The sequence below is a fragment of the Bacillus sp. T-10(2022) genome (assembly GCF_056502895.1).
Window position 1 is genome coordinate 5,584,082 of record NZ_CP113518.1, and the last position, 22,148, is coordinate 5,606,229.

A 22,148-nucleotide genomic window follows, 5' to 3' on the forward strand; every position below is an offset into this window, starting at 1 on the left:
AGATGGCGGACATAAATATCCATGCCCACCCCTCTATATAAGACTACAGGAGGAAGGAGCCAAGGCATGTTAAAAACAAGATATGTAGTAGCGACCATTGGATTATTGATAATGATTTTTATAGCAGTGCTATTTTTCCTTCCCAATCTTCAAGTTGAAAAAGCCACTAAAGGAAATACTTATACAGAATCTGTATTTGATCAAAGTAAGGTGACAACCGTTGATATAATATTGGCTGATGAGGATTTGGATTCCATCCTGGAAAACCCCACTGAAAAGGAGATCGTAAATGCCGATGTAACGATAGATGGGGAGACGGTTAAAAACGTGGGATTTCGCACCAAGGGAAACCTTTCCTTGAATTCCGTTGTTCAAATGGAAGATTCCGATCGTTACAGCTGGAAGATAGACTTTGATTATTATCAGGAAGATCAAGATTTACACGGCCTGAAAAAGTTGGCCCTAAACAATAATTACAGTGACCCAACCTATATGAGAGAATACCTTTCCTATGAATTAATGGACAAGATGGGCATAGCGACTCCTGGTCATTCCTATATGTACGTGACCATCAACGGAAAGGAATGGGGCCTTTATCTAGGGGTGGAAGCTATAGAAGAAACCTTTCTAAACACCAACTTCACTGATGGCACAGGCGATCTCTATTATCCGGATGGTACGGGAAGCGATTTAAAGTGGATCAGCGAAGACATTGATGACTACACAGGAATAAACTTGAAAACAAACGATAATTCGGACCAATCAGCCATGATCAAAATGCTTGATAGCATTAATAATGGTGGGAATCTGGAGGAAGTCCTGGATGTCGATGAGATGCTGCGCTATTTCGCAGCCAATACTGCCCTTGTCAACCTCGATCACTATCAAGGAGATAAAAAGCACAATTACTACCTGTATGAAGAGAACGGGGTCTTTTCGATATTGCCTTGGGACTATAATATGTCATTTGGCGGTTATTCCGGAGGCGGCGGGCGACTGGCGGGCAACTCTGATCAAGAAACCGCTGACCAAAAAGATGGAACGGCTGCTGAGGGTAACGCCGATGACACTAAGCAGGATGACAAGGAACTCCTTGGAGGGGCACCGAATATGAACGGTGGCGGAATGATGGATATGAGTTCAAATTTCATGAATGAAAGTAATATCAACTTCAGCATTACCGAGCCTGTTTCAGGTACGACCCTTGAAGAGCGCCCTTTATTGAATGCCCTGCTTTCCAACGACGAGTACCGTGAAAAATATTATGATTATCTGGACGACATTGCCACAGATTTTTTCTCTGAAGAAAATATGACAGCAATGACGACTGAAATTTCTACATTGATCACACCATATGTGAAAAAGGACCCGACCAAGTTTTATACAATGGACGAGTATACAGAAGCAACGTCAGGCGAGGAAACCCTGGTTGACTTCGCTGTCATACGTGCTGAATCAATCTTAGCACAGCTTTCAGGAGACCTGGTCGTGGAAGCCGAGACAGAAAGCAGTATGGGCGGCGGAGCTCCTAATATCGGCGATGACGCAAATGCAGGGCAGCAACCACCAAACATGGGCGGCGAGAATGGGGCTGCGATGCAGCCACCTGACATGGACCGGGGCGGGAATGGTGCACCTCCTGGTATAACCGGGAACATGGCCCAAAAGGGGGCAGGTAACAGCAGCTCCTCAAAAGATACGATCATTCTATCTTCCGTGCTTCTAATCTTATTATTAGGTGCAATTGCTTTCGCCCACTTCTTTAAACGAAGAGGTAAAAAAGGATGATAGACTATCCCCCTCCAATACGAAAAAGGTATTTCAAAATATTCGGGATATCTTGCAAAAGAGGTTCTATCTAAATTTTATAACAACGTTGATTGGAGTGTAAGGTGCGAGACTCCTGCGGGAAAAGCGCGTCTAGGGGAGACCCCGCAGGCTTAAGCCGAGGAGGCTCCCGGACCGCCCGCGGAAAGCGAGTACCTGGAGGGGAAATCAACGGTCAAATTGTCAAAGCCATAAAAAAACTGTGGGCAAACTTTATTTTCATCGAGTTTATCTACAGTCTGAGGTATCCCAATTTATTCGGGATGCCTTTTTTATTGATGTAGCCTATGCCTTTTCCGGGCTATTCCTACACATTTGAATTATTTTTAGCTGCTAATCAATATAAAATACCCTTATTTTGTATAAAATAGTAAAATAGAGAGGTAGATGAACCTCTATCCTGAGGATTGTTCACTTGTTTATCATTTGATTTTAGTGGGTAAAGATTTCCATTATTACTTTATCCGATCGCATTAGTTTCACTTTTATTAAAACAGGTCGGTGTCAGGGGGGGAACGGATGAAAAGAAATCATACGATGATGCAATTTTTTGAGTGGCATCTTGAGGCAGATGGTTCTCATTGGGAAAGATTGAAATATGCAGCCTCCAAGTTGAAGGATATAGGAATTGACTGCGTTTGGCTTCCGCCAGTCACCAAAGGGCAATCCGTTGGGGATAATGGATATGGAATATATGACGGTTACGATTTGGGGGAATTTGACCAAAAAGGAACCGTTCGTACCAAATACGGGACGAAAGATGAATTGCTGCAGGCAATAGCCACCTGTCATAACTACGGACTTTGCGTTTATATCGATTTAGTCATGAACCATAAGGCAGGAGCTGACGGAACCGAAAAATTCGAGGTGATTGAAGTCAATCCAGACAACCGTATGGAAGATATCTCAGAACCATTCGAAATGGAAGGCTGGACAAAATTCGATTTTCCGGGACGTAAAAATAAATACTCTGACTTTAAGTGGAACCATACTCATTTCAATGGTACAGACTATGATGCCGAAAACGACAAAATGGGCGTATATCGCATCACAGGCGAAAATAAGCACTGGAATAAGCATGTCATCGATGAATTCGGAAACTACGATTATTTAATGTTTGCCAACATCGATTACAGCCTGCCGGAAGTTCGTCAGGAAATGATTAGCTGGGGAAAATGGATGGTTGATACGTTAAAATGTGATGGTTTTCGTTTGGACGCCGTTAAACATATCGATTATGAATTCATCAATGAATTTCTCCAAGAACTCATTCCTTATACAAAGGAACATTTTTTCATGGTCGGCGAATTTTGGAAGGCGGATGTTAAAGCCTGTCAAACTTACTTAGACCAAACCAATCATGACCTCAACTTGTTCGATGTTTCCCTGCATTATAAATTTCATGAGGCCTCAAACGCAGGAACAGACTTCGACCTCTCAACCATCTTTGATGATACCCTCGTCCAAACCAATCCTGCAGAGGCTGTCACTTTTGTCGATAACCATGACTCCCAGCCTCATGAATCACTGGAGTCTTGGGTAAAGGACTGGTTCAAGCCATCGGCATATGCACTTACCTTGCTTAGACTTTGCGGCTATCCGTGTGTCTTTTACGGGGACTATTATGGAATCGGCGGACCTTCTCCGGTGCCTGGGAAAAAGGATATCCTGGATCGACTATTATATGCTAGGTATGAAAAAGCTTACGGAGAACAGACCGACTACTTTGATGATCCAAATACGATAGGCTGGGTCCGGCACGGAGTTGAAGAGCTAGAAGGCTCGGGGTGTGCGGTCATTATCTCTAATGGAGATCACAACAGTGAAAAAAGGATGTTCGTCGGTGAACATCGGGCTGGTGAAATCTGGAGTGATTTAACTTGTCATAGAGATGACCACATTACCATTGAAGAAGATGGGTTCGCAACATTCCCCGTTCATGGGAAAAGCGTATCCGTATGGGCCTTGAATAATCCACTCTAAAAAGAGATAGCAAGGAACGGCATGTCTTTTGCAGATATGCTGTTCTTTGCTGATGACACCACCCTAGAAGATTTGGAAAAAGATAATTTTTCCATTCTGGACAATCATGGTAAGATAAGGGAAAAAGGAGTTGAAGGAAAAATGAAAAATGAAATCATTGAAAGATTCACTTCTTATGTGAAAGTGGATACCCAATCGAATGAGGAAAATCCCTCTTGCCCCTCTACTCCCGGACAGTTGACCTTGGCAAATGCATTGGTCAAGGAACTTCAATCCATTGGGATGAAGGATGTGACAATTGATGGGAACGGCTATGTGATGGCAACATTGCCAGCCAATTCAAATAAGGATGTCCCGACAATCGGTTTCTTGGCCCATGTCGATACAGCAACGGATTTCACTGGAAAAGATGTAAAACCGCAAATCGTTGACAACTATGATGGCAAAGATCTTACTTTACATGAAAAATTGGATGTCATTCTTTCACCTGATGATTTTCCTTCGCTTAAGAACTATAAAGGGCATACCTTGATTACAACGGATGGGACAACCCTGTTGGGAGCTGATAATAAGGCTGGAATTGCCGAAATCATGACTGCCATGGATTATTTGATCCAGCATCCGGAAATCAAGCATGGAAAAATCCGTGTTGCTTTTACTCCCGATGAGGAAATCGGAAGGGGACCCCATAAGTTTGATGTAGATGCTTTTGATGCCCAATTTGCCTACACCGTGGACGGTGGCCCACTTGGAGAACTTGAATATGAGAGCTTCAATGCAGCATCGGCCAAAATCCTGATCAAAGGGACGAATATTCACCCTGGTACGGCTAAAGGAAAAATGGTCAACTCAGCCAAAATCGCAATGGAATTCCATAATAAGCTCCCAGTGGCAGAAGCACCGGAATATACGGAGGATTACGAAGGATTTTATCATCTGCTTTCATTTCACGGTGACGTGGAAGAGACCAAGCTTTCTTACATCATCAGGGATTTCGACCGCCAAAAATTCAATGACCGCAAGGAATATATAACAAAAGTAATCGAGGATTTAAAAGAAAAATATGGGCAAAACCGGATCCAGCTTGAATTACACGACCAATACTTCAACATGAAGGAAAAAATTGAGCCCGTGAAGGAAATCGTGGATATTGCCCATGAAGCAATGGAGAAACTCGATATAAAACCGAAAATCTCACCAATACGCGGTGGTACGGATGGTTCTCAATTATCGTATATGGGCCTGCCAACACCCAATATCTTTACGGGCGGGGAGAACTTTCATGGCAAATATGAATTTATTTCCGTCGATAATATGATACTGGCCACTAAGGTGATCGTTGGCATTGCATCGCTTTTTGAAGAAAAGGCAAAGTAGCATGATACCTGTTTATTGAAAAACCCCCAGACTCCATGTCTGGGGGTTTTTCAATATTAAGCGCGTGTCCAGTGACGGTGCTTGGCAATTGCCTCGATAAAGGCATAACCACTATTTTTATCCGTAATAGCTACAATGCCTCCGGCTGGATCATTGGAAACGATGCCTGCCTTCGATAAGATCTCGGCTCCTTCTTTTCCCGCTCCAATCGCTTTGAAATGATTGTAGGCTTCATCAACAAAGTGAATGGGTTCCTTGGACGCCTTTAAGGCATCGACACTCTCCTGGCCTCCTGCCACATATACAGCATCGAAAAGTACCGAATCGGCTGTCAGGAATGTCTGATTCACCTCGACCTGCTGTCCTTCAGAACTTGTAATCAACCCACGATTAATGCTGATGATTTCAGCCGTTATACCTGCAGATTTAAATGATTCCAAGACTTGATCAACCTCCGGCCCGTTGAAACCATCTGCGGCCAGGATTGCCACTTTTCTTGTTGCGGCCGTGTTCACTTTCATTTGCTCCTGGCTTAAAGCTGGAGAAGCCAAGTCCATTTTGACCTCACTTTTGTTGGATGGAGGCTTCACGCCCACTCCAATAGCGATCGTTTTGGCCAGTTCGACATCTACATTGCTGAACATCTCGACAATTTGCTGCTGAACGTCCTTATTTTTCACTTTTCCCACTTCAAAGTGGAAAGCCTGTATAATATGCTCCTTCTCCACTTCCGTCATGCTATTCCAAAATAGTTTAGCCTGGCTGTAATGATCCTTGAAGCTTTCACTGCGCTGCCGGACCTTTCTGCCATCGACTTTTTCCTGGTAATGTGCATAGCCGCCTTCCTCTTCCGAAGCAGGTTCAGGAGAGTTGCCTGCAAGGGAATTTTTGTGGTAGCTGACCGGCCCTGGATTTATTGACATTCTGTGCATGCCATCGCGCTGATTATTATGGACGGGGGCAACCGACCTATTAATCGGAAGCTCATGGAAGTTCGGTCCTCCCAATCGGGATAGCTGGGTATCGGTGTATGAGAATAAACGTCCCTGAAGCAGCGGATCATTTGAAAAGTCAATACCAGGCACAACATGCCCCGGATGGAAAGCTATCTGTTCCGTCTCTGCAAAAAAGTTATCCGTATTTTGGTTCAAAACCATTTTTCCGATTATTTTAACCGGGATTTGTTCTTCCGGCCATAGTTTAGTAGGATCAAGGATATCAAAGTCGAATTTGAATTCATCTTCTTCCTTAATCATTTGGACGCCAAATTCAAATTCAGGATAATTTCCGGTATCTATCGCTTCCCACAGATCTTGGCGGTGAAAATCAGGATTCTTCCCTGCAATTTTCTGTGCCTCATCCCAGACAAGGGATTTAACTCCCAGTAGAGGCTTCCAATGAAATTTAACGAAATGGGCAACGCCTTGTTCATTTACAAAACGGAATGTGTGGACACCAAACCCTTCCATCATCCGGAAACTTCTCGGTATGGCCCTATCAGATAGATGCCACATGACCATATGTGCCGTTTCTTCATTGTTTGCGACGAAATCCCAAAAAGTATCATGGGCAGACGCGGCCTGAGGTATTTCATTATGAGGCTCCGGTTTAACCGCATGGATTAAATCCGGGAACTTAATGGCATCCTGGATAAAAAATACGGGAATATTATTTCCGACCAAATCATAGTTTCCTTCCTCCGTATAAAACTTTGTAGAGAATCCCCTTACATCACGGACCGAGTCTGCCGATCCGCGGGAACCTGCCACAGTGGAGTAACGAACGAATACTGGTGTCTTGACTGAAGGGTCTTGAAGAAACTTGGCTTTTGTATATTCGGTCATCGGTTCATATACCTGAAAATATCCATGTGCTCCCGATCCACGCGCATGGACAATCCGCTCGGGAATACGCTCATGGTCAAAATGAGTCATTTTTTCACGAAAATGAAAATCCTCCATCAAAGTTGGACCACGGGTTCCCGCTTTTAAAGAATGCTCATCCTCAGAAACACGCAAACCTTGGTTAGTCGTCATCTTTTTCCCATTATCGTCCACTCGATATTGATCCAACTGCTGCTGCTTACTTTGCTCATCGATTCTTCCGCTTTCATTTGCTTTCGTCATCCCACTCATTCCCCTCCATGTCTAAGAATTCAGATTTAATCGTGTTGTTTATTGTCTACAGGATCGTTGACCTCCACTCCAGGCACTCGCTTTCCGCGGGCGGTCCGCGAGCCTCCTCGGCGCCTTTGCGCCTGCGGGGTCTCCCCTTGACTCGCTTTTCCCGCAGGAGTCTCGCACCTTACGTTCCAATCAACTTTGTTTTAAAATTAGATAAACCCCTTTTTTCTACAAACAGATGTATTTATTGTTTCGAAATAATTGCGTCATCCTTCCTCATATACCACTCTGTTTTAATGGATAAACAGAATTTGGAGAAAGAATCTTAACCTCCTCATAAACAAAAAAACTACTATTTCAGTGAGGACGGATCATTTCGGGGGAGGTCGAATTTTCCCCCGGTGGGTCGAATCATCTGTGTATAGGTCGAATTTTTTCCGGCGGACTATCAAAACGTAATATGAACGATGTCTATCTAGACGTTTTCCAATTAAATTATCACTAGAAAAGAATAATAATATACAGACTAAATGCCTAATATTAATAATTTTTCTTAATATTTTTGCTGTAAATATAGGTTCAGGTCCATTTTTTTATTCAAATGCATTAACATGGTTATAATTCATCAGAAGATTTCGGAAAATATTTTGAGGGCGAGCTTTTTTAGAAGATCTACTTTAGGGGTAGTAAAAAAACGATGGGTGGATTGATATGACAAAATGAAGTATTTAAGATATTTATTATATTTAATTATTACGAGTGTAGCGTTCTATTATGTATCCATGTCCATAACTCAGGATAAAAGTTTGGTAGGAATAATAATAGGTTTTATAATAATGTTTGTAATTGTTTTCCCTATGATGTATTTAGAATTTATAAAATTTCAAAAAAAATAAAAGAAGCTTTTTTTAGCAAGAAAAAAGCGGTGGAGGTTTACTCTCAAAACTTCCACCACCCCACTTTTTTCTACAGGAACGTTGTTTTCCACTCTAGACACTCGCTTTCCGCGTGCGGTCCGCTCTCGGCGCCATTGCCCTTCGGGTCTCCCCTGGACACGATTCCCCCGCAGGAATCTCGTTCCTTACGTTCCAATCAACTTTTTTAAAAACTAGATAGAACCCCTTTTGCCTACAAACAAACAGAACCAACTTTAATTGGTTATCCTTAGTTAGATAACCCTCCCGCTTCTTTCTCTTTTAGTTCTTAAAGGCCTCTGAAACCTTCAAAAGCTTGCCTTTTACTTTCGTATTTTTCATCACTTTCAAGACAAGCGGTCCCTTTTCATTCAATATTTCCACATAAGAAACATTATCCTGGATCGTAATGATCCCGATGTCCTCTGCATTCACTCCATCAATCTTAGCGATGGTTCCGACAAAATCCACAGCCCTGAGTTTCTTTTTCTTGCCGCCATTAAAATACAGCTTCATGATTTGTTTATTCAATTGTTCACTTTTATCTTTTTTGATCTTTGGACGAGCTTCCAGTTTCGCTTCGAATTCCATTTTTTTATTGGAGACTTCCTCTTTTGAAGGAACAGTCATCTTAGGGATTTCAAAACCGATATAGCTTTGAATCTCAGTAAGGAATTTGTCTTCGTACGGCGTCACAAAAGTAATGGCCTTTCCTTTTTTACCGGCTCGTCCCGTTCTTCCAGTCCGATGTACGTAACTTTCCTTTTCCAATGGCAGGTCATAGTTAATCACATGGGTTATATTGTCGATGTCAATTCCACGTGCAGCAACATCTGTCGCAACCAAATAGCGGAATTCACCTCTTCTGAATTCATTCATCACTGCAAGGCGATCTTCCTGAAGCATGCCGCCGTGAATCATATCACACGGATATTCCAGTTCCAGCAGCTGCTCACATACTTGGTCCACCCTATCTTTTGTCCGGCAGAAAATGATACAGCTATCGGGGTTTTCCGTGATGGTGACGTCTCTAAGCAGGGAAAACTTATCATCTTCCTTCACTTCAATAAGAGCATGTTCAATTTTCTCCGTCGTTAATCCCTTTGCTTTGATTTCAATATCCAAAGGATCTTTCATATATTGCTTGCATAGCTTTTTTATACTCTCAGGTAACGTAGCAGAGAACAGCATGGTTACTCTATCTTTCGGAAGCTCTTTAATAATGGCTTCCACTTGTTCAATGAAGCCCATATTCAGCATTTCATCCGCTTCATCAATAACTAAATGAGTTAAGCGTTCCAAGGCGAATGTCCCTTTCTCGATATGATCCAGAACACGCCCCGGGGTTCCAACGACTACATGGCTTTTTTGTTTCAATTCCGCTTTTTGCAGTGCGAATGGATGTTTTCCATAAACCGCAGTAGCCTTTATCCTCTTAAATCTGCCAATATTCGTAATATCCTCTTTAACCTGCACGGCAAGCTCACGTGTCGGTGTTAAAATAAGCGCCTGAGGCTTATTCTCCTCCCAATCGACCATTTCGCAGATCGGTATGCCGAATGAAGCGGTCTTGCCGCTTCCCGTTTGCGATTTTACGACAAGATCACGCTTTTTCAGCGCCACTGGAATCACTTCACGCTGTACCTCGGTTGGACGATGATATCCCAAGCTTTCTAATGCCCTTACAATTTCATCGCTTAATGTATAATCAGTAAAACTTAATTCATTCATATAACAGCCTCTTTTGTTGTTTAGTATGTTGCCTTATTGTTTCCATAATCGTAATTTCCTTATACAGATTTCTATTATACGCGATATGCATCGATAAACCTTGTAATATCCAAATTCAATTGCTTTATTTCAATATAATGAAGCGTCCGTCTTCATTAAAACAAGGGTCATCAGGATCTCATGATCAGAGTTAATCAAAATGGACCCTGCTTCTTTCAATATGCTAAAATATGTATGAAATTGCGTAAAAATAGGGTGTAGATTCTAAACCGAAGTCCAAAAGGAGAGCTGATTTATGATAATCGTAACGAATAGAATCAGAGTCAAAAAAGGGATGGGGGCAGTCATGGCCCCAGGATTTACTGCACCAGGTCCACTTGATACTATGGAAGGCTTCGTAAAAGTTGAAGTATTATTAACGCAGAATTTGTCGGATCACGATGAACTGAGCGTTAATATGTACTGGGAAAACCTAGATAACTTTACTGCTTGGAGAAATAGCGATGCATTCAAAGCTGCACATAAACGGCCTGAACCAGGTTCCGGTGAAGCAAAAAAAGAATCTCCAATTCTAGGCAGCGAGCTTACTACTTATGAAGTCGCCTCAGTAAAAGAAATAGCTAAATAATAAAATCACACCAAAAGAGGCCGCAAAATATGCGGCCTCTTTTTGATGGGGTTTCTGGCTTGGGTCTCTCTTAATAAATTATTGGGCTTCAGCTTTCTTGATTTGTTTACTTCTAAGCTGACCGCAAGCCGCATCAATATCCGTTCCATGTTCTTGGCGGATTTTACAATTGATGCCTCTCTTTTTCAGCGTATCATAAAACGAGAGAACGGACTCTTTTTCACTTCTTTGGTATTGGCTATGCTCATCTACAGGATTATATGGGATCAGGTTGACATAGAGCCGATGTTTTTTGTCATCAAGAAGATCGGCGAGTTGCTCGGCTTCTTCTTGATGGTCATTAACATCTTTCAATAGGATATATTCGATCGTAATTCTCCTATTCGTTTTCTCTAAATAATAATCAAGAGATTTCATTAATTTTTCTATCGGTATACCTCGGTTTATTTTCATGATTCGTGTCCTGAGTTCATTATTCGGCGCATGTAATGAGATGGCCAGATTCACCTGTAATTGGGTATCGGTGAATTCATAAATCTTATTGGCAAGACCGCTCGTTGAAACAGTAATCCGCCTAGCAGCGATAGCAAGACCCTTATGGTCCATGAGCACCTTCAAAAAGTCTATCATGTTTTCAAAGTTATCGAACGGTTCGCCAATCCCCATTACAACAACATGACTTACAACATCCTCTTGTTCCAATTTATCCAGATGCAGTTGAACGTTCATGATTTGTTCCACTATTTCCCCGCTGGATAAATCACGGCTTTTGGCCAATAATCCACTTGCACAGAAACTGCAGCCAATATTGCAGCCCACTTGGGTGGTGACACAAACCGAAATTCCGTATTTATGTCTCATCATGACCGTTTCGATAAGGTTTCCATCCTGTAATTTAAACAGAAACTTGATCGTACCATCCGCTGATTCTTGCTTAACGTGCTCAGTCAAAGTCTGGATGACAAAGTGCTCTTCAAGTAATTTTATGCAGTCTTTATTAACATCCGTCATTTCAGAGAAATTCGTCACACGTGTTCTATAAAGCCACTCCCAAACTTGGGAAGCTCTGAATTTTTTATGGCCATGGTCCGAAAGCCACGCTGTCAATTGTTCGAATGTTAAACCATAAATGGACTCTTTATTCATTCGTTACCCTCTTTTCATTACATTAAGATTTAATATGTTAACCTCGGAATCAGTTCTTTTATTTATGATATGGTTCATTTCTATTTATCCGATAAGCCCGATATATTTGCTCCACAAGAACCAGTTTCATCAATTGATGCGGAAAAGTCATTTTCGAGAAGGAAAGGGCATAATCGCTTCTTGATAACACCTCGGTGCCAAGTCCAAGCGACCCGCCAATAATAAAGGCAATTTTGCTCTTTCCATAAGTGGCGAGCTGATCCATATGAGTGGCCAGCTGCTCTGAAGTAAGCTGTTTTCCATTGATTTCAAGCGTTATCACGTAGGTGTCCGGGCTGACTTTAGCCAGAATTCGTTCACCCTCCTTTTGCTTTACAATGTCCATGTCCGCTGCACTCAGGTTCTCCGGAGCTTTTTCATCCGGTACTTCAACAAGTTCTATATTAGCATAGGCACTTAACCTTTTTGTATATTCAGCAATACCTTGCTTTAAGTATTTTTCCTTTAGCTTGCCAACAGTAATAATCGTTATTTTCATATATATCCTCTAACTTTCATTATGGTTTTACTATCAGTTGTCGGATTTGCCTACCTATTATCATACCTTACAGTGACCTATAAGCAAAACAAGCATATCCTTTCCAATTTTTAATGAAGGGGTTCCATGACCCTTCAAATAAAAACCGCTGCCCCTGAAATCGGCAACGGTAAAAAATTTCAATCGATCAAGTTAAGATCCGATAAAGAATTATGCTGGATTTCCAAGGATCCACTTTGCAACAGAGCTTCTTTTATTTGAACAACAAAAAGCTTGAAACAATTCCACCCTCAGGTTCATTCTTCGAAAAATGTTAAGAACAAGTTAAGAACAGGTTACAAACATGTTATCCACAATAGTTATCCACATATCCACAAAATCTATCCACATCTTGTATGGGAATATTAGTTCCCTACTAGATATATTGCCACGTTTCGACAATATTCACAGGTTGTTGATAACTGATTTTCTTCAGGAACCAGCGTTAAAACAGGATAGGTTTCACACTCGTATACCACTTCATCCAGCGCCATGTCAACATGCTCCTGACAGCAATATAATTTCATCTTTCATATCTCCTTTCTCTCTCATTTCATTATTCCAAGTACTTCTGTTCCCAATTATCCACAGGTTGGGTGAACTCCATTAATTTCTTTATATATCCACAGGTAATCGTAACAAAAAATAAGAAAATCGCAAGGAAATATAAAGGACAGGAAGCATGCCCGCCCCCTGTCCGTTTGCGTTTTAGATTTCGCTGCTTGAAAGCGTGACTTCCGTAGTTGCCTTCTTTCCGTCACGGTAATAAGTGATTTTAACTTTATCACCGACTTGTTTTTCATTGTAAAGGTATTTTCTTAATTCGACGACATCATGGATTTTTTCATTATCCATTCCAACTACGACGTCAAATTCCTTCAATCCTGCTTTGGATGCTGGAGAGTTGCTTTGAACGCCTGTTATTGCAACGCCAGAAGTAACTTTCCTTGGCAGCTTTAATGTATTTTGTTGATGGTATTGGGAAATTTCTTCTACAGATGCTAAGTTCACACCCAAGAAAGCACGTTTCACTTCACCAAATTCCTCTATATCATTAATAATCGGGATAACTGAATCGATTGGGATGGAAAGACCGATTCCTTCCACTGCATTTTCTGCAATCTTCATCGAATTTATTCCGATGACCTGCCCTGACATATTAACGAGTGCCCCCCCGCTGTTACCTGGATTAATCGCTGCATCGGTCTGAATGACCTCCGCATTCCAATCCACTTGGCCGTCCTCATTGATATCGACCTCTATCGTGCGCTCCAAACCGGAGATGATTCCTTGTGTGATCGATCCAGAGAATTGAAGGCCTAGTGGGTTACCAATGGCAATTACAGGCTCACCAGGTTTCAATTTGTCGGATTTTCCGAATTCTGCAATGGTTTTGATTTTATCACCATTCACGACAATGACGGCTAAATCTGTCCATGGGTCACTGCCTTGTAGTTCAGCTGGCAATTTAGTGCCATCACTTAATGTCACTTCCAGTTCATTAGCGCCTTCAATGACGTGATTATTCGTGACGATATAGGCCTTGCCGCCATCTTTTTTGTAGACGACTCCCGAACCTGTGCCGGCTTCTGCCGAACTGTCCTCGGCGTTGCTCCCTTGACCCCAGAAGTTCGTTTCCTGAATGTTTGTGATGCCGACCACTGCGTCGCTGGCTTTATCAACGGCATTGGTGACGGCACTTGTTACATCAACAGTAAGGTTTTGCTGAGCCTGCTCCGTGGACTCACTTCCCGTTGATTTTTCGGTTGTAATTTCGTTATCATCGTTATTTAACAGTCCACTTCCCGGAAAGGCTAATAAAATAAGTAAGGCCCCGATAATGGCGCCCCCCAAGCCTGCTAGAAAATAGCTCGTATGGCTCTTTTTCCGTTTATTTTGGTTCTCATCATTCTGATCATAATAACCCAAGACCGCCCCATCCTCTCATTTTAGGAATGAATTATAGCAATTCTATTGTTTGGTATCCTCCCTCAATTATACTCAATTACCGAATTTTTTCTAAAAAAATGCATGCTTTTATTTAAGGGAAAACTTAAAATTGACTAATATACAGCCATTTTTCTTTTACCTATACAGTTCTAACCAAACGATACCCCTTTTAATCCGATTCGTAACTTACGAATCGAAATTTTTAAAAATAAAAAGGAATGGACAAGGTATCCCTCATCCATTCCTTTTATTTATAATGTAACAAGTTCCGTTGGTCTTTTCGGGTCAGTATCATATAAGGAAAATTGTTCACCTACGATGATCCCCTTTGTCTTTAACGTTTGTTCCACCGACATTCTTGCTAGATCCTTCATATTGTTATCAAGGCTTAAGTGGGCCAAGTAAATCCGCTTGGTCTTATCACCGGCCACTTCACTCATGGCAAGGGCGGCGTCTTCATTACAAACATGTCCGACATCACTTAATATCCGGCGCTTGATGCTCCATGGATATTTACCCATCCTCAGCATGGACACATCATGGTTACTTTCGAATACATATGCATCGGCATTAGAGATGATTCCTTTCATCCGATCACTTACGTACCCTGTATCGGTAATGACCACAAGTTTCTTATCGTCATGATGAAACACGTAAAACATCGGCTCTGCCGCATCATGTGAAACGCCGAAAGATTCTATATCAAGGCTGCCGAACGTTTTGACCTGTTCCATTTCAAATGTGAATTTTTGTTCGGTTGCAATTTCACCGATCGATCGATCCATGGCATTCCATGTTTTTGCATTCGCATATATCGGGAGTTTATGTTTTCTGGCAACCACGCCAAGACCTTTAATATGGTCGCTGTGTTCATGGGTAACAAGGATACCGGATAGCTTTGACATATCACGGCCTATATCCTGAAACAACGCTTCCAGGGCTTTACCGCTTAAGCCGGCATCGACGAGGAATGATTGATCCTCCGTTTCCACGAAAAAGGCATTTCCTGTACTCCCGCTTGCGAGAACACTAAAATGCATTGTCATCTATACTCACTCCAGTATTTTTTCTTCTGTATTCAATTCAATGACCTCTCCATCAAAAGCGTTCACGAAGAGATCCGTTTCGTCATCAATGACCACCCACCATGTTGGCACAAGTAAATGTGACACAGATGTCGTCTGCAGCGAATTGTAAAAACCTAATTTTACATTCGTGACTTTGCTTTTGGGAGCAATATCATCATTATCATACAATGCTCCAATAGCAGTTAAAGCAGATACCAATTCTTTAGGTTTGTTGAATTTTTCGATCCCCTCTAAATACATCTGTTCATAGGAGACGATTTCACCCTTCTTGTTCAGATATAAAGTGACCTTACCCTTACTATTATTATAAAACATCTTTTTATCTGCCACTTGATAGCAGGTGATGGTCTGGCTTATTTCATCATAGCTCCAAAAATGATACTCGCTTCCATTTAATATATACTCCTTCAGGAATATATCAAGGTCTGCAGCATTAATTTCCGCTTTCATGCCAACCGGTATCTTAAATGTACCCACAAGCTTCTTATCATCGATGATTTTTGCTTTTTGATTCTTTAGGTGCTGTATATCTTTCTTCTCGAAGGTCTTGCTTTGGGCAATCAGGAATTGATCCTTCAACTTTTGTTTCGGAAGTGGGGTTTCTATTGTAATCTCATCTTCTTTTAAAAGTTCATCCGTAAGGGGCTCCGTAAAGCTTTCTAATTGGGAGTCATTAATCTTTTCCAGGAATTGATAAAGAAGAAAAATATTCAAAATGAAGAAAACCATGATGAATATCGACTTTGTATTATTCCAATCCACTTTGATCGCCTCCTTCTTCAAAAGGCACAATAAACCATTTATCGCCGATACGATAATACCAAGTGGGCTCGAGTGTAACTAGAGTCACAAGTTTGGAATCGAGGGATTTATTCAATCTATAACCAATCGAGATGTCCTCCACGCTTTTGAAATCGATATTATCTTTCGATTTCAGCTTATTCAATACTTCTTTACCGCTTGGTAAAGTCTTTGGTGATCCTTCTGACGGGAGGACTGAGTCAAGTGAAAAGTACGGGCGGTCATAGCTATAAATTTCTTCTTTCCCCCAAATTTGCTCGATTTCAGTCATTCCATAATCATTGAAAGCCGGATAACCATTCACGAATAAGCGAAATACCACTCGTTGTTCATTCTCCGACATATAGGCAAAGCGGTAATTGTTATCTTCCCAACCAGCATGATCATTGATGAAATCGATGCTTTTTTGCAGAAGGTCACTGGACCTGCCAAATAACTTTTGTGCCGGATTGATATAAGAAATTAAGTAATTCTCTTTATTGACCGTCATAAGTCTTGTTCCATCCGTGTATTCCTCACCGACCGAAACGGATTCCTGGCGTACGAACTTCGGATAGTTAAATAACGCATTTTTCAAGTTTCCAATATCCAAATAGTCAATATAATATTCAAGTCTGTTGATCTCCACTGGGTTTTCCGGGACGAACAGCGTCCTTTTGCTGTTTATCGTTTCGGCCGTGTATTCAGGGTGCTTATCGTAGGAACCCCTATAAAATGAATCCATGAAATTCCTTAGTTTTTTAGAGTCCACCATAGCTTGATAAATCTTCTCTTGATCATAGGAAACAAAATAAACGGCAGATTCATTACCGCTGATATCCTTTTGTTTAATGATGATTCGATCAAACGAAAATTCAGGCACTTCCTTATCCGTTATATTCAATACCGTTTTATAAAGAGCGATGGGAATATCATCGGAAAATTCGATTTCAATCGACCCATCTTCATGGACAAAATCGTCAAATTTCCTTTGCAGCCTTTTTACGGATACCTCTTTTAAGCCTCTGAAACGCCATTGCGAAAATTGTTTTTCCATTTCATTAATTTCTGCCGGATTGGAAGTCTGGAAATGCTGCCCATTGCCATGGAAAAGGATACTGACTGGTTTAATGACATCACTGACAATCTGGACATCGCTTTTAATCTTTATAAATTCCGACGATTGTTCAAATAGATCATATTCAGGCTCGTAAGTCCAAATGCTCCATGTCAAAAAAATGCTTGTCCCAACCAAAATAATCAGTATGATACTTTTTGCACGTTCAAAATTCATGACCAATCATCCTCTTCTTCCTGTTCGTAAGGAAGTGTAAAGAACACGGTAGTTCCTTTTCCATCCACACTTTCCGCCCATATTTTCCCGCCATGCGCCACGACCATCTCTTTTGCAATCGCTAAACCAAGCCCTGTCCCGCCTAAGTTACGGGCCCTTGCTTTATCCACACGGTAGAAGCGGTCGAAAATTTTATCAATGACGTTTTTCGGGATACCCACTCCTTGATCTGTAATGCTCACAATGATAAAGCCATCAGATGCCCTGACGCGGAAAGTCACTTGACCCCCTTCAGGCGAGTACTTTAATGAGTTGGAGATTACATTATAGAGAACCTGGGTAATTTTATCTTCATCAATATCCACAAAATAAGCTTCCTTCGGCAAATCACGCTTAAACGTGATGTCATCATTTTTCGTCATTTCAAAACGATCGATGATGTGGTCATAGAATTTATTGAAATTCACCCAGCCTGTTTTAAGCCTGTAATCTTTACTGTCCATTTTCGAAAGCTGTAACAGATCATTAACAAGCCTGATCATTCGCTCCGTTTCATTTTGGGTCACACTTAAAAAGGATGGAGCGATTTCCTCGTCCTTCCATGCACCTTCAGCCAATGCCTCCAGGTAACTTCTCATCGTCGTTAGCGGAGTTCGCAGTTCATGTGATACATTGGCAACAAATTCCCTGCGTTCACTCTCGATTTTCTCTTGCTCTGTTATATCATGCAAAACAGTAATCAAACCATTAACGAATCCCGTTTCCTTTTGAATGACCGAAAAGTTCCCCCTCAAAATGAAAGGCCGATTTTTTTTGCTGTAATCAAGGATTACGGACTCTCGCTCTTCCAGTAAATCATCAAATTTATATTCTTCTTCAAGACCCAAAACCTCAATGATCGGTTGATTCATGACGGTTTCACGCGAGACATTCAATAATTGTGCCGCAGGTTCATTAATCAAGTTCACCCGACCGCGCCTGTCCGTTGAAATTACGCCATCCGTCATATTGGCCAGTACAGATGATAGCTTCCGCCGCTCTCCTTCTGTACTTGATTGCGACTCTTGAAGCTTTTTGGTCAAATTATTGAAAGTGACGGCAAGCTGGCCAATTTCATCATCGCCATATACCCTGACTTTTCTGGAGAAATTCCCTTTTGCCATCACCAGGGCCTGTTTTCTCATATCAGACATTGGTCTAGTGATCGTTCGTGCGAGCAGGATCCCCAAGATCGCCGTAATGACTAAGGCGATGGCCGTACCCGTCATGAAGATGCTATTGATTTCATCCATCTGCTCAAAGACATTTTCCATCTCAGCTATTACATAGACGGCACCAATGACCTCCCCATTTGCTTCAACGGGTGTCGAAAGGACCCAGAGCCGCCTGCCTGTTTTCTTATCCCGAAATATATCATTATCTTCTTTTCCATAAATGAGCGTATTCTTGATAAGGACCTCTGTTGTCTTCTTCCCTACAATATCCTGGTTACCTCGGGCTGAAGTACCGATCACGCGTCTGCTGCGGGTGTCGATGACACGTACTTCCGAAATATCATTCGATGAATTATCCCGGTCTCTCAATATCGTATCAATCGCTTCTTCGAGGGTTGGATCTTCCTCTCCCCTCTCTTTTTCCATTTCTTCACCAATGCTGTAGGTAAGCAGGTTAACGTGGCCTTTTATTGATTTCGTAAAGTTCCCGACAAGATTTTCTTCCAATTCCCCAACAAAATATACCCCGATTATTTGCATCGCCACGAAAATGAGCAAAACATAAATCAGAACAAATTTAAAATGAATTGAGCGAAAAAAACCAACCTTTTTCATAGAAACTACTCCTGTTCAGGGTTACGCAGGTAATAACCGACCCCTCTTCTAGTTACAATCCAGCCAGGATGGCTTGGATTGTCTTCAATCTTCTCACGAAGACGTCTGACCGTTACATCGACCGTCCGCACATCACCAAAATAATCATAGCCCCACACGGTTTGCAATAAGTGCTCCCTTGTCATGACTTGACCGATGTGCTTCGCTAAGTAATGAAGCAACTCAAATTCACGATGCGTCAATTCTATCGTATCGCCACGCTTGGATACCACATAGGCATCCGGATGGATAGTGAGCGTGCCTATCGTAATTTCCTTCGGTTCATTTTCTTGATCGGGAACCGGAACAGCTTGCTGACGTCTAAGGTTCGCCTTAACGCGGGCAATTATTTCCCGGGTACTAAAAGGCTTTGTCACATAGTCGTCTGCACCAAGCTCCAATCCTAAGACCTTATCTATCTCTGAATCTTTTGCCGTTAACATGATGATCGGCGTTTCATACTTCTTCCTTACTTCCCTGCAAACTTCCATCCCATCGCGCTGCGGCAGCATGATATCAAGTAAAATCAAATCAGGTTGCCGTTCTTCTACCATTTTGAGGGCTTCATTGCCATCATAAGCACAAAAAACTTCATAGCCTTCTTTTTTTAGATTGAATTGTAATATATCAGCAATTGGCTTTTCGTCATCCACTACCAGAATCTTTTTATCCATGTACTTATCTCCTTTTTAATAACTGAACTGAATCTATTAAAAACCGTGTCCTTATCCGGGACCTCATTCACTTTTCCTTCTGCTTGCACCAATCTTCGCAACCTGTTTCAGCAAAGTTATATATATATATACCCAATAAAAGGGGCTGAACACCGGAATGAAAGCAAATTGTCTCTATTCTACTTTATCATTTTATAGGCATTAAATCACCTTTTTCCTATTATTCTCATCTATGTATGAAGCAGAAGAAGTCTTCGAATATTTTTCGAAGACTTCCACCGGTTACTGACTTATATAGTTTAGCGGATTAATGAGAGATCCATTTTTATATATTTCAAAATGGAGGTGGACACCAGTCGAGTGCCCTGTTGAACCCATCATGCCGATTTTCATGCCTTTTTCAACCTTTTGTCCTGCTTTTACATCTATTGAATCCAAATGGGCATACACTGTCTTATACCCGTTATTATGATTGATCGTTATCTTATTTCCATATCCTCCGGAGTTTCCGGCAGTTTCGATTATCCCATGATCTGCTGCCGTTATGGTCCTGGTGGTCGGACGGGCAATATCAATACCTTTATGAAGTTTCCCCCAGCGCTGGCCCTGCTTACTGGAAATATAGCCCCCATCTGCAGGCCATGAATATGTACCGCTTCCCTGTGAAGGAATGACCTTGGTGCCTTTTCTGGTGATTTCCGTTTCGGCTTTTTCCGTGACTTCTTTTTTTACGATCGTTTCACTGATTTTCTTTCCGTTTGTTTCAGTTACATTATAGGTGAACGCAAGAATCCCCTCATTCCCCATTTGATCAGTAATGATCTCGCCCTTTGGAAGTTCGTCATCCTCCTTCACTTTCTTTTGAAAAGGAATTCTCTCTTCTTTAAATACTTCTCTTTCTACCATTACGTTCACATAGGGGGTACGCTCGGTCACATAGAGACGCTCGCCCTCTTTAATACCTTTATTCTCATCCTGTCCCGGATTCAGCTCCAGCAGTTGATCCAGGTCCATATCATGCCTAGTGGCAATGGCTTCAAGATCTTCATCTTCCTTAGCCTCATAGATCGTCGTTTCTTCCTTTCCTTCTTCTATCATGGAAAGGGTTTCATCGACGCTCTTGATTTCGTCTGGATATACCATTGTCTTTATAGACGTAACTGGAAGTGAAAATTCGATGTTCAGAATTCTGCTTCCTGGCTCTTTTAACGGATCCGCATCTTTTTCACTTTCTTTTTTACCTGATTCGTATTCAGCGTATTCCTCTTCATCTACATATAATAAAGTGATTTTCTCCAGAACATCCTCGGCATCTTCCTTTGACGCAACGTAAGCGACCGCCTGATTATCTATGTCGATTTCATACGCCTCTGCCTTCACATTCAACTGATCTTGAATTCCCTTAACAGCCTGATCCTCTTTTACCTCTTCATCGAATACCTCTTCAGGTACAAAAGTCAGCTGTTTCTCCTTATCGAATGTAAAGTCAGGATAATCTTCCTGTGCTTCTTCCACTTTATCGGCTACGATCTTTTCGATTTCCGTTTCATCCGTGACACTTCCGACGAACTCATCGTTAAGATAAACATGCTGTATGGTTGCAGTTTCCGATAGCCCAGCAGCAGTTGCCCGATTTCCTGCAAGCACTAAAATGACGGAAACCATCAACAGGATGATCCCCTTACCTTTTGAGCTAAACATATATTGTCCTCCTTAACGGCTCAGTCACCAATTAAGAAACTAATCAAATTTATTTTGAGTTTTATTAGTCCAATTTAAATATCCACATGCTCATGACTGATTGCTATAATGATTTTTATCACTCATAACTCTACCATATTAAGAAAAAAAACAAGAAACAGACTTCATAATGTAATAGAACTGTATAAATGGTGACAACATGTACCAATAAATATGGTAGTGGGAAAGGTTCAATAAACTGCGGAAAAAGGGGTGGACCTAAGCCCAGTAAGGTTGAAAGCGAGTTATATGACAAATTGGTCCAAATTGGTATGTTACAAATCGTTAACAATCTATTAACAGTATTTCATTCAAAATACATCTGAATGCAAACAAAAAAACGCCCTAAAGGAAAGGCGTTTATAAAAGGATGGCTCAGGACGGAATCGAACCGCCGACACAAGGATTTTCAGTCCTTTGCTCTACCGACTGAGCTACTGAGCCAAAT

General features: G+C 41.5%; 16 protein-coding genes and 1 tRNA gene. 4 read left to right on the plus strand and 13 right to left on the minus strand.

All coding sequences use genetic code 11. The features are described from left to right. The first annotated feature begins 66 nt into the window (after positions 1 to 66). The 3 genes from OSJ91_RS27640 (at position 67) to pepT (ending at position 5,187) form a co-directional block, all read left to right on the plus strand. Entirely contained in the window at positions 67 to 1,788 is a 1,722-nt protein-coding gene (locus OSJ91_RS27640; protein ID WP_485890803.1) for a CotH kinase family protein, read from the plus strand. A gap of 558 nt (positions 1,789 to 2,346) precedes the next feature. After that, entirely contained in the window at positions 2,347 to 3,810 is a 1,464-nt protein-coding gene (locus OSJ91_RS27645) for an alpha-amylase (RefSeq protein ID WP_485890804.1), read from the plus strand. Between the two features lie 141 nt (positions 3,811 to 3,951). Further along, positions 3,952 to 5,187 (plus strand): peptidase T, encoded by a 1,236-nt coding sequence (gene pepT, locus OSJ91_RS27650; RefSeq protein ID WP_350302983.1) that lies wholly within the window; start codon positions 3,952 to 3,954, stop codon positions 5,185 to 5,187. A 56-nt stretch (positions 5,188 to 5,243) separates the two neighbouring features. Here pepT and OSJ91_RS27655 read toward each other — a convergent pair whose 3' ends face one another. Then, positions 5,244 to 7,313, minus strand: a complete 2,070-nt coding sequence (locus tag OSJ91_RS27655; protein ID WP_350300802.1) for a catalase — start codon at positions 7,311 to 7,313, stop codon at positions 5,244 to 5,246. Positions 7,314 to 8,506: 1,193 nt separating this feature from the next. Beyond that, complete coding sequence (locus OSJ91_RS27660; RefSeq protein WP_350300803.1) at positions 8,507 to 9,955, minus strand: DEAD/DEAH box helicase; 1,449 nt, start codon at positions 9,953 to 9,955, stop codon at positions 8,507 to 8,509. A 295-nt stretch (positions 9,956 to 10,250) separates the two neighbouring features. Between OSJ91_RS27660 and OSJ91_RS27665 the strand changes: the two genes are divergently transcribed. Then, positions 10,251 to 10,583 carry a heme oxygenase gene (locus OSJ91_RS27665; RefSeq protein WP_350300804.1) on the plus strand — a complete coding sequence of 111 codons (333 nt, stop codon included), beginning with the start codon at positions 10,251 to 10,253 and terminating at the stop codon, positions 10,581 to 10,583. Between the two features lie 78 nt (positions 10,584 to 10,661). Here OSJ91_RS27665 and rlmN read toward each other — a convergent pair whose 3' ends face one another. The 11 genes from rlmN to OSJ91_RS27720 all read right to left on the minus strand — a co-directional run bounded on the left by rlmN (position 10,662) and on the right by OSJ91_RS27720 (position 22,144). After that, on the minus strand, positions 10,662 to 11,729 hold the full coding sequence (rlmN, locus tag OSJ91_RS27670; RefSeq protein ID WP_350300805.1) for a dual-specificity RNA methyltransferase RlmN: 1,068 nt from the start codon (positions 11,727 to 11,729) through the stop codon (positions 10,662 to 10,664). 58 nt (positions 11,730 to 11,787) lie between these two features. Then, complete coding sequence (gene rlmH, locus OSJ91_RS27675) at positions 11,788 to 12,267, minus strand: 23S rRNA (pseudouridine(1915)-N(3))-methyltransferase RlmH (protein ID WP_350300806.1); 480 nt, start codon at positions 12,265 to 12,267, stop codon at positions 11,788 to 11,790. 404 nt (positions 12,268 to 12,671) lie between these two features. Next, positions 12,672 to 12,833: a CxxH/CxxC protein gene (locus OSJ91_RS27680; protein WP_065310847.1), complete on the minus strand. Its 162-nt coding sequence runs from the start codon at positions 12,831 to 12,833 to the stop codon at positions 12,672 to 12,674. A 181-nt stretch (positions 12,834 to 13,014) separates the two neighbouring features. Then, the gene (locus OSJ91_RS27685; RefSeq protein ID WP_350300807.1) at positions 13,015 to 14,235 is read right to left on the minus strand and encodes a S1C family serine protease; all 1,221 of its coding nucleotides are present in this window, start codon (positions 14,233 to 14,235) and stop codon (positions 13,015 to 13,017) included. A gap of 272 nt (positions 14,236 to 14,507) precedes the next feature. Further along, a complete protein-coding gene (locus OSJ91_RS27690) occupies positions 14,508 to 15,302 on the minus strand; it encodes an MBL fold metallo-hydrolase (RefSeq protein WP_350300808.1) in 795 nt (264 codons plus the stop codon). Between the two features lie 6 nt (positions 15,303 to 15,308). After that, a complete protein-coding gene (locus OSJ91_RS27695) occupies positions 15,309 to 16,106 on the minus strand; it encodes a two-component system regulatory protein YycI (RefSeq protein ID WP_350300809.1) in 798 nt (265 codons plus the stop codon). Next, positions 16,093 to 17,418 (minus strand): YycH family regulatory protein, encoded by a 1,326-nt coding sequence (locus OSJ91_RS27700; protein WP_350300810.1) that lies wholly within the window; start codon positions 17,416 to 17,418, stop codon positions 16,093 to 16,095. The genes OSJ91_RS27695 and OSJ91_RS27700 overlap by 14 nt, the downstream gene beginning before the upstream one ends. Then, the gene (gene walK, locus OSJ91_RS27705) at positions 17,415 to 19,247 is read right to left on the minus strand and encodes a cell wall metabolism sensor histidine kinase WalK (protein ID WP_485890805.1); all 1,833 of its coding nucleotides are present in this window, start codon (positions 19,245 to 19,247) and stop codon (positions 17,415 to 17,417) included. The genes OSJ91_RS27700 and walK overlap by 4 nt, the downstream gene beginning before the upstream one ends. Before the next feature lie 5 nt (positions 19,248 to 19,252). After that, positions 19,253 to 19,960, minus strand: coding sequence for a response regulator YycF (gene yycF, locus OSJ91_RS27710; RefSeq protein WP_034316131.1), 708 nt, complete (start codon positions 19,958 to 19,960; stop codon positions 19,253 to 19,255). 282 nt (positions 19,961 to 20,242) lie between these two features. Then, positions 20,243 to 21,661 carry a peptidoglycan DD-metalloendopeptidase family protein gene (locus OSJ91_RS27715; protein WP_485890806.1) on the minus strand — a complete coding sequence of 473 codons (1,419 nt, stop codon included), beginning with the start codon at positions 21,659 to 21,661 and terminating at the stop codon, positions 20,243 to 20,245. A gap of 410 nt (positions 21,662 to 22,071) precedes the next feature. Continuing rightward, a tRNA-Phe gene (locus OSJ91_RS27720) sits at positions 22,072 to 22,144 on the minus strand. Between the last annotated feature and the right edge of the window lie 4 nt (positions 22,145 to 22,148).

What these genes read in the sequence shown, in the direction of transcription:
- rlmN (WP_350300805.1), bottom strand. Translation starts at nt 11,729, where the DNA reads ATGAATAAAGAGTCCATTTATGGTTTAACATTCGAACAATTGACAGCG.
- OSJ91_RS27660 (WP_350300803.1), bottom strand. Translation starts at nt 9,955, where the DNA reads ATGAATGAATTAAGTTTTACTGATTATACATTAAGCGATGAAATTGTA.
- rlmH (WP_350300806.1), bottom strand. Translation starts at nt 12,267, where the DNA reads ATGAAAATAACGATTATTACTGTTGGCAAGCTAAAGGAAAAATACTTA.
- OSJ91_RS27680 (WP_065310847.1), bottom strand. Translation starts at nt 12,833, where the DNA reads ATGAAATTATATTGCTGTCAGGAGCATGTTGACATGGCGCTGGATGAA.
- walK (WP_485890805.1), bottom strand. Translation starts at nt 19,247, where the DNA reads ATGAAAAAGGTTGGTTTTTTTCGCTCAATTCATTTTAAATTTGTTCTG.
- OSJ91_RS27645 (WP_485890804.1), top strand. Translation starts at nt 2,347, where the DNA reads ATGAAAAGAAATCATACGATGATGCAATTTTTTGAGTGGCATCTTGAG.
- OSJ91_RS27655 (WP_350300802.1), bottom strand. Translation starts at nt 7,313, where the DNA reads ATGACGAAAGCAAATGAAAGCGGAAGAATCGATGAGCAAAGTAAGCAG.
- OSJ91_RS27700 (WP_350300810.1), bottom strand. Translation starts at nt 17,418, where the DNA reads ATGAATTTTGAACGTGCAAAAAGTATCATACTGATTATTTTGGTTGGG.
- OSJ91_RS27665 (WP_350300804.1), top strand. Translation starts at nt 10,251, where the DNA reads ATGATAATCGTAACGAATAGAATCAGAGTCAAAAAAGGGATGGGGGCA.
- OSJ91_RS27640 (WP_485890803.1), top strand. Translation starts at nt 67, where the DNA reads ATGTTAAAAACAAGATATGTAGTAGCGACCATTGGATTATTGATAATG.
- pepT (WP_350302983.1), top strand. Translation starts at nt 3,952, where the DNA reads ATGAAAAATGAAATCATTGAAAGATTCACTTCTTATGTGAAAGTGGAT.
- OSJ91_RS27715 (WP_485890806.1), bottom strand. Translation starts at nt 21,661, where the DNA reads ATGTTTAGCTCAAAAGGTAAGGGGATCATCCTGTTGATGGTTTCCGTC.
- OSJ91_RS27690 (WP_350300808.1), bottom strand. Translation starts at nt 15,302, where the DNA reads ATGACAATGCATTTTAGTGTTCTCGCAAGCGGGAGTACAGGAAATGCC.
- yycF (WP_034316131.1), bottom strand. Translation starts at nt 19,960, where the DNA reads ATGGATAAAAAGATTCTGGTAGTGGATGACGAAAAGCCAATTGCTGAT.